Raw genomic sequence first — 13,139 nt, forward strand, 5'->3', positions numbered from 1 at the left:
TTCCATTCCTCTTATTATCAATGATTACTGTTTTATCCTAGGTTTATTGTTTGACATTAGGCTAGCCCTAAAGTTTATATTTATCTAGAGAAGAGGGATATTATGGATGAAACAATTACAATAAATCAATTGGCTAAAATTTTTGATATTAGTCATCATCAAATACGATATTACGAAGGAAAAGGGCTCTTATTTCCATCCTTCACGGATAATAATAGGTATCGAAAATATTCTCTTAAGGAAATTTATCAACTTGCTCAAATATTAATGTTGAGAAACTTAAATCTTTCAATCGCACAAATTAAAGACATTTTAACTTCGTATGAAAAAAATGATTATTTGAGTTTATTAAGAGAAAAATCAAAAGAACTTTCAGACGAAATAAATAAACTACAAAAGATTAAAAAGGCAATTGATCACCATTATGTAAATATTACAAACAAAAAAGTAAATTCAACAAAATACTTAAAAGAAAGTCACTTACAAAAAATAATCACTTTAAAAACGAATGAAACTTTATCAGCCAAGGATTTTTTAAAATTACAATTATCAACGCAATTTTTTTATAATGATATTATTTATGTTTTTGAAGAAGATGAATATCATATGTGTATAAAAACAGAACATAAAGCTGATTTCAGCATGAATGAAGGTAAATATACTTCTATATTTATTATTGGTGAAACTGATGATGAATTTGAGGAACAAATATTATCCATTATCGACAAAAAAAATGCCCCTATCTATGTAATGGAGCTGTCAAGCGGCATTTTTACTAATAGTAATATTCTTGAATTAGAAGTTCTAATTCCCGAAAAAAATGATATCTAACCGGGTTAATTTTATTAGAATATTCACCACACGCTAGAATGTTATAGTACAAACATTTCTGCTCATCTAGAATATAGACAAAGGAGTTAGAAAGCTGTTATTGCAGTAGGCAAGGAAATTTGCTCCAACTCATTTACAATCAAATGTCGTACCTATCATTCAGGACTCAATCAGAACAGAAGAACTCCGAATGAATCGAAATGGGATAATAAAATAAAATGATAACGGCTCACATGTTGAACAGAATCGTTCAAGATGTGAGCCTTTTTTTATATTGAATTATACATTCATATCTGAAATAGCAGGAATATTTATTTCCTTCACACATGAAACTGGTGATAAATTAATCACACATTGGACAATGGCTACAATATCTTGTACAGGAATACGTGTACCTTCATACAACTTAATGGCTTTTTCAACCCCTTCTTCATAAGGTACTTCAGCAGCCAGTTCTCCTGGATTAATACACGTTACAGCGATCTTATCTTCTCTCACATGCTCGCGTAAAGCATTTGTAATGCCTCGTAAGCCAAATTTAGATGTCACAAAGGAAACTTGCCTATTATTCGTATGATCTAAACCTGCTGTCGATCCTATTAAAATTATTTTTCCATTTTCCGCCTGTCTTACATTAGGTAATAGCGCCTGAATATATGTAATTGTGGAAGTTAAATTAATATTAATTAAGTTTGCAATATCCCCAATCTCATCTTTATCAAACGTATAGTCATCTTCAAAACCACGCTTTTCCCATACTCCAACATTGTAAATTAATACATCAATAGCAACGCCTTGTAAAGCTTCTTTTAAAGAAGGAATATGTTGTTGACTAGATAAATCAATAGTCAGCCATTTACGAATGACGCCATCATTTATATCTAAACTACTTGGTCGTGTTCGAGACACCACCCATACTGTATCCCCTTTTGTTGGTAACCCCTTTACAAATGCATCACCTAATCCTTGGCTTGCTCCAAATATAATAAAGTTCTTACTCATCCAATCACCCTTTCTATAGGACTACAACGTAAGTATAGTTAAAATAAAAATTAGTAACAACTAATGTGATTTATGGAAATATTAAGGCGTTAAAAAGTATCGACGCCCATCCATTTTAAACTTCTTTCACCCAATACGTTATGCAATCATCACTTCGATCTAAGAAACCATATGCAATTAAGTATCTTCTTATTGATACGTAATCACTATGAATAGGCTTTAAAAATGAAACTATTTCTTTTTCGTTATATTTACGCCCTACCTCAAACTTCGTTACAATGTATTGCCGTAAAATAATTTTTCGTTTTTCTTTACTTGGAAAACTTTGCATAATTGCCAGAAAAACTTTTGCTTGTTTTTCTTTTTCTTTCAATTTAAATCGATGCTGTCGAATTGTTGAAATGCTATTTGCAGAAGTGCTAATAACAATTTCCTTATCTGGTGCCCCTGTTGCAAATAGCTTAAGCAATTCGGTTTGGATTTCTGATAGCCCTGTATCCTTCTTATTTAATTGAAGTAACGCTTCAAATACAGAGATGTGTTCATTCTCGATATGGCGTTGTATAGCTTTTTTAGCCGTAAAAAAACGATCATCTATTTTGATCAAATATTTCTTTACAAAATATACACTCATATGCATCACCTGTGTCTACATATTCCCTCGATAATTCCACTATCGTCAAATCAGCTAAATCCATAAACAAACCCTCTCTTTGTTCATTATTTAATAAACCGTTTATTTATTTGCAAACAACAATAGCATTTGTTTATCTAAAAGAGAAGAAATCATTTGGACAATACAATCAAAACAATTCCTGATTTCACTGGATATAAAAAGCCAACGTTTTGAATAATGTTTCTTCAAAACGTTGGCTTTTCTTTTTTTAATTTCCCCCACATATTCGCAAGCATTTGTCACTGTAAGTGCTAAGGAAGATACTTCCTCCATTCCTCCCAGGCTTCCAAATAACCATAAAGATCGTGAGGATGAACTTTTATACACACGCCAATACGTGTATATAATTGAAAAACAACTTCATTCAACAGTCGTTCCTTCGTCAAGGATGTATTGCCGTTCCACAAGGAAAACGATGATAAAAGTGTATGTAAATCAAGACTATCTGGTGAAGAACAAAACGCATAGGTAAAATCGTAAATTTTGGGACCGATTAAAGGTGATGGGTCAATAACTCCTTTTAACTGATTACAAGAATAAACAAAATTATGAACACCAGTATCTCCGTGTAGGTAATACTTCTTCTCTTGATGATAGGTTTTTAATTTATTTACCAATAACTCTACTCTTTTATGGTCCTCACTCGGCAAGAGCTTACCTATATTCATTTTAGAAGACTCGAAACTACTCTGATTAAAGTCTGACCAGGAGCTTCGATGAATCCCATTTACTCTTCCCCAAGGAATGTCATTGTCCACCTTTTCATAATGATTAAATAACTCTTTCGTTAAAATTTTCATCCATTCCAATTTCGATCCTCGATTATAGTGTGTTTCTCCGGGTATATAAGCGTACACAATAAATTCTTTTTTATGATCCGTGTAAAGTACATCCGGCAACAAATTTACCTTTTTATAGGCAAGCAGGAATTCCTCAGTGGCAGATATTATTTTAGGATGGTCTATCTTTATCACAAAGGTTGGCATATTTTTATATAGGATCGTATAGATAATGCCATCCGTCGTGCCGCTTTTTAACCTCTTCACTTCTAAACAATCATTTTTGATCAAACCTTTATTCATGAGTAAATCCATGATTTCATTTATTTTTTCCATTTCTCAATCCTCTTTAGACGATTTAGTTAACTAACTTATAAGTTCGCTTGCCTTTTTCAACAATCCTGCTTTTCAATAAGAAAAGCTGCCTATGTCTTTGGCAGCTTGATCTAAAATTGTTTATTTTAGTCGCTATTAGACCGTCAGAGAGCCACGGAAATCCCATACAGCATAGTAGGGTTTGAACTTAACTCAAGCTTTTTCTCTTGCCCTTTGTGTATCTCTTATATTCTTTTGAACCGTTATAGCTGCAAATAAACTAAGAACAAATGCCATACTAAAAAATCCTTTTTCGCTTAAAATAATACTTCCTGCATTGTATAAACCGATGGCCATTAATGCTATAGATACAATAAGTGCGAACCAACTAAGACCATAATAAATATTAGTAACTGGTATTCCCTCATCTTTATCTCTAACTGCTTTTTGTAAAGATATCGCCGAATAAAGTCCGAATACTAAAACCGCAAAGTAAAATCCTTTTTCGTTCAATTGCATAGTTGCGTTAAACAAACCTATAAGATAAGACGCAACACCTACTAATAACGCTGCCCATGAAGCCCCTTTAAAGGCTGGAGTTGGTTCTCCTTCTTTCCTTTCTTCTTTCACTTTTAAATCATTTCGTTTTTCTTTATCTACTAAAACTTCGTTATCATTGGACATTCAATTTTTCGCCTCCATCTTTTAATCTACTAAAAATGGAACACCAGAGATATTGCAGGCGCCTTCGATCTTCGTTATTAAAGTATATGCTCATTAGCATGATAACTTCACAACCTTTAGCTTGTCGCTCGGCAATTATGCCTCGGTATAATTGTGTCCGGAATCTGTTTTGTGCTTAGGCCTGCATAAGGTATAAGTGTAAATCTTAAATAAGTTGTACTAGCTCTGGATTTAATACAACTTTATGAAACCGCCAACAATCAGAGTATTCTGTACCTATTTCATGATCATGCAAGCAAACCCTGTTCATTCCATCACAGCCGTCAAGACCACAACAACCATTTAATCTACTACTGTCTGAATGCTGGTTTGAATTGATTAAATCCTTGATGTTGATAATGATAGATCCTGTTAATATTTCATAAGCTGTTTCCTCTTGAATTAAATAAAAGCCTCTAGGAATATAATCCTGACCATCGTTTTCATTAAGCAAATTCAGGTCTTTTAATTCCGATAATGGCTCAGAAATTTCTAAATTACATGCTTTACAGAGTAGTTTCAACTTATCGTTTTCTCCTTTTATATGAATATGTGATCCAGTCAATGCTAGAAATCGGTTACCCGTTAGCCATCCGTAGTGCAGAACAATATTCTTTGCTAATAAACCCATTCCTAAATAGAGTATTGTAAAGAAATGACTGTATGTTCATGTTGAATGCATTCGTTTGAAACCATAATATTTCTCATTGGAGTATTATCAACTTCAGTCATTCCTAAATAAGACGTTGCTTTAAATTCAAAATAATTACACTATCACTTTTTAGATTATGTACGCCAACTCTTTGTAAATGTTGAAGCAGTTGTTCCACGAATTTCCACCTCTTTTTATGTGTAATACTCTTCAATTTTCATCAATTTCCTTTTTCCACTTTCCTGCACTGTTAGTGAAAAATCGATTGCTCTAGTTGTGACCAATTAGATTTAACGATTTATACTTTTTGTCATTCCAATGGAAAACTTCTTAAACCCAAAAGTTTCATAGTAGGTTTCTAAACTTTCAACACACATTAATTGAGGAATTACTCGATTTCGCTCACAATGTTGAATGATTCGATTCACCATTTCTTTGCCAATTCCCTCAGACTGATAGCTTGGTAGAACACATAATCCACATATTATTCCAGTAATTACACCATCTGAAATAACACGTCCCATACCCACCAATTGTTTTTCATCATAAGCATAAATTGCATACCAACTTTGACTGCACATTTGTTCCAAATCATTAGTTGTTAATTTAAGTGAATTCCATCCTAAACATTCATATAAGGTTAGTAATTGCTCAAAGTCATTCGGGGGTTCTATCGTATAATGTATAGATTTTCCCATATAATCACCTCAGAATTTTTGTTTATTCCAGTTTAACATCAACACTTTCATTTATATATTTATTAACACAGATTTTTCCATCAATCTGCTCCGTTTGCTTAATAAGAAAAAATTGCCTTTGATTTCGCAGGTTAATTATAAACTCTTGCACCCTTTCGTTGAACAAGTAATCTATCTATAATCTTTTATTCCACTTTCAAAAGCCTGTCTATCATCATTCTCAATCCCGTGCAAGGCTTCCTGTAGAGCAAATGTACTTTTATAAAATTTAACTCTCTCAGCTATTTCAATACCGTTAGGATATTGGTGAATACACATATCAAAAAATTCCTCACCATAGCTAGAGAGTATTCCAGCAAAGTCATACGCTGGATCACCTATACCAGAACCACCAAAATCTATTATCCCTGAAATCATACTTGTTTCGGGATTCCACAAGATGTTAGACGCTCCGAAATCTCCGTGTATAAGTGTTATATCTAAATTTGAGAATGCTTCCCCTTTTAGGAACGTTTCAAAAGATTGTGATATTTCCTTTTGAGCGTCTTGTCTGATAAAAGGAAATAATGTATTTTGAATTTTATCGTACAGGTTATACATCTCTTCACTAGGATTACGAACCTTTAGTTTCAAATCTCGACTTGCTTTTTCTCCTGAAATAGAATGGAGTTCTACAAGAAAAGAAACAAGTTGTTTTGCCAACCCTTTCATCAATTCAACACTCTCTACCCCTGTTAAACTTTCATTCCACAAAGGAACACCCTTTATTAGTTTATAGCCAGTAAAGACTTTACCTGGTTCTATCTCTTCTAAAGACTGATAAATGGGATACGGAATAGGAGTAGAAACGATCCCTTTAATATATTTCAAAATATCCGTCTCTCTCCTTAATTGAATGATGCCATTTTTATATTTTGGAAATCTAAAAACTAAAGATTTGTTTACAATTAACACATCATTATTCTGTCCAATTTCATTAGGATAAAAGTCTTCAATGGAAAGGTCAGAATAAATGGATTGAATGTTTTCAATAAAATTATTATTCATTTTAAATTCCCCCTTGTGGTCACTTTCTATTGTTTTGATCCCCATGCACAGTAGTTTACCTACAGTTCTTCACAAACTTTAAATAGATTTTAACATAAATATCCAACAAAAAAATCACCTCTAAAAAACGAGGTGATTTTCATCAATCTTTATTATAAACAATCCATCTTTTTAAGCTACAATGCCCTAGTAGCCAAAAGCGAAAATATACATTCATTTTTACGAAGCATCTTCAAACTGACTATTGTATAGATCCGCATAGAATCCTTTTTCTGCAAGCAGTTCTTCATGATTACCACTTTCAATAATATCTCCATCTTTCATCACTAAGATCAAATCGGCGTTTTTAATAGTAGAAAGTCTATGTGCAATGACAAATGATGTTCTTCCTACCATCAATTTATCCATCGCTTCTTGAATAAGTGCTTCCGTACGCGTGTCAACGGAGCTAGTAGCTTCATCTAAGATAAGCAAAGGTGCTTTTTTAACCATTGCCCTTGCAATCGTAATAAGCTGTTTCTGTCCTACAGATAAACTTGTATGATCATTTAAAACTGTATCGTAACCTTTTGGCAGCGTTCTAATAAAGTGGTGCAAACCTACTGCCTTACATGCTGCAACTACTTCTTCATCGGTTACATGATCTTTGTTATAAATGATATTTTCCTTAATGGTACCTTCGAATAACCAAGTATCTTGCAGCACCATGCAGAATAAGTCGTGAACATTTTTACGTGAAATCGACGTAGTCGGTACGTCTCCAATCATGATTTCCCCGCTATCTACTTCATAGAAACGCATGAGAAGATTAACAAGCGTTGTTTTCCCAGCCCCAGTAGGTCCGACAATGGCAACTTTTTGACCTGCTTTTATCTGGGCAGAGAAATCTTTAATAATCAGTTTCTCTTTCGTATAACCAAATTTAACGTTTTTAAATTGCACATTGCCTGTAACATCTTCGGCATCTAAAGTGGCTTTTTTCTCACTTTCGTCTTCAAGTTCCGCTTCATTTAAGAACTCAAATACACGTTCACTTGCTGCTGCAGTTGACTGCAAGCTTGTAGCTGCCTGTGCTAACTGAGACAATGGCTGTGTAAATAGGCGGATATACACCATAAACGAAACGATCACACCAAATGTAATGGAACCTTTCACTGTAAGTGCAGCCCCTACTACACAAACAACAACATATCCTAAATTTCCGATAAAGATCATGAGAGGCATCATCATGCCCGACATAAACTGTGCACGCCAAGCGCTATTAAAAAGACTTTCATTGATTTCATTAAATTCTTTCTTCGCTACTTTTTCACCGTTATACACCTTCATGACATCATGCCCTGAGTAAATTTCTTCAATATGGCCATTTATTCTACCAAGATCTTGCTGCTGGCGTATGAAGTATTTTCGAGATTTGGAAATGATAAAAGTCATTAATACAAATCCAACGAAAGTTGCACCAATGGCAGAAAGTGCCATCGTAACATTAATAGAGAACATCATAATTAATGATCCGAAGAACATAACGACCGCTGTCACTAGCGAACCAATACTTTGATTTAGAGACTGACCAATCATATCTACATCATTCGTAACACGACTTAATACATCACCATAAGTTGTAGAATCAAAGTATTTCAACGGTAATCTATCGATTTTGTTCGAAATATCTTTACGTAACCTTTTGGAAACTCTCTGCGTAATCGTAGCCATAATAAACGCCTGAATATAATTGAAGATAAAACTCAATCCATACAAAATAGCAAGGAACAAACCAATATTCCCTATAGCCGTAATATCAATCTCACCAGTAATGCCATCCATTATCGTATCAGTTATCTCACTAAGCTTATTAGGTCCAATGATCGTGAAAATGGTTCCTACAACTGCCAAGACAAGTGCCAAGATAATCGCTGGTAAATAAGGTTTACAATAGGCAATCAACTTTCCCCAAGGCTTTTTAAAATTCTTTGGCTTTTCTCCAGGAGCCTTCATATGACCTGGACCACCGGGACCTTTTCGGGGCTTATTTGTTTGTGTATTACTCATTTTCCAACTCCTCCTTCGATAGCTGCGAATAGGCGATTTCCTGATAAGTCTGACAAGTTTCCAATAATTCACTATGTTTCCCCATACCAACGATTTTACCTTCATCAAGAACAATGATTTTATCAGCATCTTTAATCGTACCAATTCGCTGCGCCACAATTAAAGTGGTAACACCTTTCGTTTCCTTTTTCAAAGTAGAACGAAGTTGACGGTCTGTTTTATAATCTAAAGCAGAGAACGAATCATCGAAAATAAAGATTTCTGGATTTCGATTCACTGCTCTGGCAATAGAAAGACGTTGTTTTTGGCCCCCTGAAAGATTTGTACCACCTTGGGCAATAGCTGCATCATATTCATCATCCATTTTCTCCACAAATTCTTTCCCTTGAGCAATTTCCACTGCTTTCTTGATCTCTTCATCTGTTGATGGAGTCTGACCGTTACCTCCGTAGGCAACATTAGATTTTACTGTACCTGAAAATAGAACGACTTTTTGAGAAACGTAACCAATTTTATTATGAAGAGTTTCTTGTGCATACTCTTTCACATTAATGCCGTCGACTAATACCTCACCCTCAGTAGCATCATAAAATCTTGGGAGTAAATTAATCAGCGTACTCTTACCACTACCCGTTGAACCGATTAAAGCGACAGTCTCGCCTTTATGTGCTGTAAAGCTAATATTTTCTAAAACATAGTCCTCTGCATTAGGATATTTAAAGCTAACATTACGCAGTTCAATTTCACCTTCGATACCCTTAGGCGACGATTGCAATTTCCCATCCATAATTGTTTGAGGTGTATCGAGTACTTCATTAATACGTACTGCAGATACAGCTGCTCTCGGTAGCAAAATAAAGGTCATTGATAACAGCATAAATGCCATAACTACCTGCATTGCATAGGAAGAAAATACAACCATATCACTGAACAAACCGATTCGATCCATACCCCCTGCATTATTAATCAAATGAGCACCGATCCAGTAGATAGATAGCGTTAATCCTGACATAATCAGACCCATACCCGGCTGCATAAGAGCCATAAGTCGGTTCACGAAAAGATTTGTATCCGTTAAATCCTTATTTACTTTTTCAAATTTCTCTTCCTGATATTGTTGTGCGTTATAAGCATGAACAACACGAATACCAGTCAAACTTTCCCTTGTTACTCGGTTTAGATTATCTGTCATTTTTTGAACGATTTTAAATTTCGGTAGCACAAAAATGATCAGGTTGCCTATCAAAATAAGTAAAACAATGACAGCTACTCCCGTTGCCACTGACCACTCCCAGCTTTTCCCGGTAATTTTCAAAATAGCCCATGTTGCAAGGATAGGAGCCTTAATCATTACTTGAAGACCCATTGCAACAGTTTGCTGTATTTGCGTTATATCATTAGTCGAACGAGTAATTAAACTTGCGATTGAAAAACCATTAATCTCTTCCATAGAGAAAGATAAAGTTTTATCAAATACGCCTTTTCGCAATTCCTTTGACAGCGACGTTGCTACCTTTGCCGCAAAATAGCCCACAATGACTGCCAATATCATACTGCCAAGGGCACATAACAGCATTTTTCCTCCAGCTGTCCATATCTCGCTCGTTTTACTGCCCTCTGTTTGTACAAGAGTCGTAATTTTAGCCATATAATCCGGCAATTTCAAATCCAAATAAACTTGCCCTACAATGAACACAATACTAGCAACAATAAGCGTCCATTCTTTCGGTTTTAAGTATTTAAATATTTTCAACATATTTGCAGTCCTCCTCATTTTAGTTAGCATGCTAACTATATAGTCATAAAACAACAAAATAGCATCTTCTTCAAGATTCTATATTTTCTTTCATAGCATCCATTACTTCAAAAAACACATCAAGTTTCTCTTCCGGGATACCTGTTAGTAATTTTTGTTCAAGAAGCGCTCTACGAGTCATGATACTGTCATGTATTTTCAGCGCATCTTCTGTTAAGACAATTTTTTTGAGTCTTGAATCGTAGGGCACAGATTGCCTTGTAATCAAACCGTTATTTTCCATAGCCTTTAGTATTCTAGATGCTGTTGATTTACGAATAGAAAAATCTCTTTCAAAATCTTTTTGAAAGACATCCTTATCTTGGTTTTTGTAAAGATAACTAATCGTCCAACCGTGCATGGCAGTAAGGTTTTCTTTTTCCATTAGTGTTTGATCCAATTGTCTTCTCATTAAGAGCGACAATGTACGTAACTCTAACCCAACTGATCTCTTTTTGCTCAATTTTCTACCTCCTATATGTTAGCGTGCAAACTTTAGTATTTAAAAACTAGATTTAGTGTACTGGTGGGCATGTCGTATGTAACTCAATACATAATTTTATTCGTAAGACGCTTATGCCCTTAGGTAAAAGATGGATCATGTTCAGATTTATCTTCGTATTCAGTTTGCCATATGGCCTGCAAAAAGTTCAACAAAAAAGTAAAACCACTTTTTGTTATGTAAATAAGTGATTTTGCTTTGAAATAAAGTATGCTAAGAAATGACAAAATAACAATATTCATTTTCACTCTTCTAAGCCTGAATATAAAAAAATTTACAGCTTGGAATGCGTTGGAAGGAACGTTTTTTTTCAGTTTAGTTAGGGATTATATTTTACATATCTAATTTAGAAAAGGAAAGAATATAAATGTGTTCCAAATCTCTACCAGAGCTCAATAAGAATTCACAATTTTTAGGAGGATAAGTATGTCTACATTTAATTTGGGTGATAAAGTCCCCGATTTTACTCTTCCAGCAGTTAATGGCGAAGAATTCTCTTTTGTATCTCATCAAGACCAGCATAAAAGTTGGCATCTCATTATCTTTTTCAGAGGATCATGGTGCCCTGTTTGTCTTCATGACTTAAAAGAGCTTGAAGAAAGCAAAAGTTATTTTGAAGGCAAGAATGTACACCTAATTACAATCTCAACGGACCAGTTAGAAAATTTAAAGAAAATGGTTGATGAACATAACATTACTTTTACTGTCTTAACTGATAAAGAGTTAAAAACAGTAAAAGCATATGATGTTTTTTATCATGGAGAAAATGCTCCATATGAGGATCATGGTACGCATGGAGAACCAGCTTATTTCTTAGTTGATGAAAATGGACAACTGCTATATCAACAAAAACAAACAAGTCCATTTGGACGCCCATCATCTACTGAACTTCGCAAAATTATCCAATATATCGGAAAGAATTTAAAGACAAATCAATAAATAAAAATATTTGATTGAGCGCAATTGTAGAGCAACAAAAGTAGAAAAACTATCAATCTCGAATGATTTGCATTATACGATTGCTCTAAAATTAAAATGCTTAAAAATAAAAGGTAATCTCATTTTAAACATGACTAAGATGTGATTACCTTTTTCTGTATATGGAATCAACAAAGCTAATTTCATTTGTAGCTACTAACGTGAATTCGAACTTCGTAAGTTATTCATTAGATTATATTTTCATGTTTAATTCTCTATTGGGATTATAGAATTGTAACCATTTATCAGCTTCACTAATCATCCACGTTCCAAATTCATTTAAAAACGATAACAATAGGTTTGCATCTATTATGGGTGTTATGGCATATTCTAGCGCTTTTTTCATGTCGTTTTCCTTTTCAGGGAAATATTCCGAAAACAATTTATAAGCAGGATATAAATCCCTTGTATATGTGTTTGCTTTAGTAATGACAAGCGCAAGTCCTGCTCTTACTAAAATTTTCATAATCCACTTGCAACAATCTTTCATATCCTCTATATCAGAATTATCTTGAAGATCATCACAGGCATTTTTAATTTGACCTTGTAAATGAATAAGGTGGTCATTTGCTAAAGCTTCGTCAGCTCTATATCTTGGTAATTGGGGTATTAAGTTTTCTCCAAACACACATATTCCATGGGTTTTGAGTATGAAACTAATGATTGAAAAAGATGACGCATTTAAAATATCTTCTACACAGTATAAACTTAGTTCAATACCATCTACACAAGTATGTTTTTGATTTAATTGTTGTTCTACTTCTTTTAACCGCTTTAACTGTGGTTTATTAGGGTTTTGCTTTGTAACCGCTATTGTGTCTAAGTCAGCTACGCCTTCAATACCTATCCCTTTTGGAATGGATCCTCTTATGTATACACTATGTAAGTCATCTTGAAGGTGAGTGGAATACGTATTAACCACATCGTAGATCACAGGATGAAAAATTGGGTTGATTTTATCCCAGTCTGAATGGTTAATAATGTGGCCATCGCTATCAGTAATACATAAGCTTCCAATTTCTTTAATAATAGTCATCACATATCTCCTTTTATTAATTTATAGTCACTTCGTCTACCTACTATGCTACGCCT

General features: G+C 34.1%; 14 protein-coding genes. 2 read left to right on the forward strand and 12 right to left on the reverse strand.

Annotation, left to right across the window (positions count from 1 at the left end):
* Window positions 1-102: 102 nt before the first annotated feature.
* Window positions 103-831, forward strand: a complete 729-nt coding sequence (locus tag ACIQZA_RS12630) for a helix-turn-helix domain-containing protein (RefSeq protein WP_402884078.1) — start codon at window positions 103-105, stop codon at window positions 829-831.
* A gap of 279 nt (window positions 832-1,110) precedes the next feature.
* On the opposite strand, the gene ACIQZA_RS12635 is transcribed toward ACIQZA_RS12630, so the two are convergent.
* The 11 genes from ACIQZA_RS12635 to ACIQZA_RS12685 form a co-directional block, all read right to left on the reverse strand.
* A complete protein-coding gene (locus ACIQZA_RS12635) occupies window positions 1,111-1,833 on the reverse strand; it encodes an SDR family NAD(P)-dependent oxidoreductase (protein ID WP_402884076.1) in 723 nt (240 codons plus the stop codon).
* A gap of 115 nt (window positions 1,834-1,948) precedes the next feature.
* On the reverse strand, window positions 1,949-2,467 hold the full coding sequence (locus ACIQZA_RS12640) for a DUF2087 domain-containing protein (RefSeq protein ID WP_402884074.1): 519 nt from the start codon (window positions 2,465-2,467) through the stop codon (window positions 1,949-1,951).
* Between the two features lie 102 nt (window positions 2,468-2,569).
* Entirely contained in the window at window positions 2,570-2,782 is a 213-nt protein-coding gene (locus ACIQZA_RS12645) for a hypothetical protein (protein ID WP_402884072.1), read from the reverse strand.
* Complete coding sequence (locus ACIQZA_RS12650) at window positions 2,761-3,624, reverse strand: hypothetical protein (RefSeq protein WP_402884070.1); 864 nt, start codon at window positions 3,622-3,624, stop codon at window positions 2,761-2,763. The genes ACIQZA_RS12645 and ACIQZA_RS12650 overlap by 22 nt, the downstream gene beginning before the upstream one ends.
* Before the next feature lie 192 nt (window positions 3,625-3,816).
* Window positions 3,817-4,287: an inner membrane protein YiaA gene (gene yiaA, locus ACIQZA_RS12655; protein WP_400941198.1), complete on the reverse strand. Its 471-nt coding sequence runs from the start codon at window positions 4,285-4,287 to the stop codon at window positions 3,817-3,819.
* Between the two features lie 205 nt (window positions 4,288-4,492).
* Window positions 4,493-4,849: a hypothetical protein gene (locus tag ACIQZA_RS12660; protein WP_402884068.1), complete on the reverse strand. Its 357-nt coding sequence runs from the start codon at window positions 4,847-4,849 to the stop codon at window positions 4,493-4,495.
* Window positions 4,850-5,268: 419 nt separating this feature from the next.
* Window positions 5,269-5,676 carry a GNAT family N-acetyltransferase gene (locus ACIQZA_RS12665; protein ID WP_402884066.1) on the reverse strand — a complete coding sequence of 136 codons (408 nt, stop codon included), beginning with the start codon at window positions 5,674-5,676 and terminating at the stop codon, window positions 5,269-5,271.
* A 171-nt stretch (window positions 5,677-5,847) separates the two neighbouring features.
* Complete coding sequence (locus ACIQZA_RS12670) at window positions 5,848-6,723, reverse strand: phosphotransferase family protein (protein WP_402884065.1); 876 nt, start codon at window positions 6,721-6,723, stop codon at window positions 5,848-5,850.
* A 219-nt stretch (window positions 6,724-6,942) separates the two neighbouring features.
* Window positions 6,943-8,772 carry an ABC transporter ATP-binding protein gene (locus tag ACIQZA_RS12675; protein ID WP_402884063.1) on the reverse strand — a complete coding sequence of 610 codons (1,830 nt, stop codon included), beginning with the start codon at window positions 8,770-8,772 and terminating at the stop codon, window positions 6,943-6,945.
* Window positions 8,765-10,528, reverse strand: a complete 1,764-nt coding sequence (locus tag ACIQZA_RS12680) for an ABC transporter ATP-binding protein (RefSeq protein ID WP_402884061.1) — start codon at window positions 10,526-10,528, stop codon at window positions 8,765-8,767. The genes ACIQZA_RS12675 and ACIQZA_RS12680 overlap by 8 nt, the downstream gene beginning before the upstream one ends.
* 70 nt (window positions 10,529-10,598) lie before the next feature.
* On the reverse strand, window positions 10,599-11,030 hold the full coding sequence (locus tag ACIQZA_RS12685) for a MarR family winged helix-turn-helix transcriptional regulator (protein WP_142507667.1): 432 nt from the start codon (window positions 11,028-11,030) through the stop codon (window positions 10,599-10,601).
* A gap of 465 nt (window positions 11,031-11,495) precedes the next feature.
* Between ACIQZA_RS12685 and ACIQZA_RS12690 the strand changes: the two genes are divergently transcribed.
* Complete coding sequence (locus tag ACIQZA_RS12690) at window positions 11,496-12,008, forward strand: peroxiredoxin family protein (protein ID WP_402884060.1); 513 nt, start codon at window positions 11,496-11,498, stop codon at window positions 12,006-12,008.
* 232 nt (window positions 12,009-12,240) lie between these two features.
* Here ACIQZA_RS12690 and ACIQZA_RS12695 read toward each other — a convergent pair whose 3' ends face one another.
* The gene (locus tag ACIQZA_RS12695; RefSeq protein WP_402884058.1) at window positions 12,241-13,083 is read right to left on the reverse strand and encodes a nucleotidyltransferase; all 843 of its coding nucleotides are present in this window, start codon (window positions 13,081-13,083) and stop codon (window positions 12,241-12,243) included.
* Window positions 13,084-13,139 lie beyond the last annotated feature (56 nt).

The organism is Lysinibacillus sp. NPDC096382 (assembly GCF_044762845.1).
Lineage (GTDB): Bacteria > Bacillota > Bacilli > Bacillales_A > Planococcaceae > Lysinibacillus.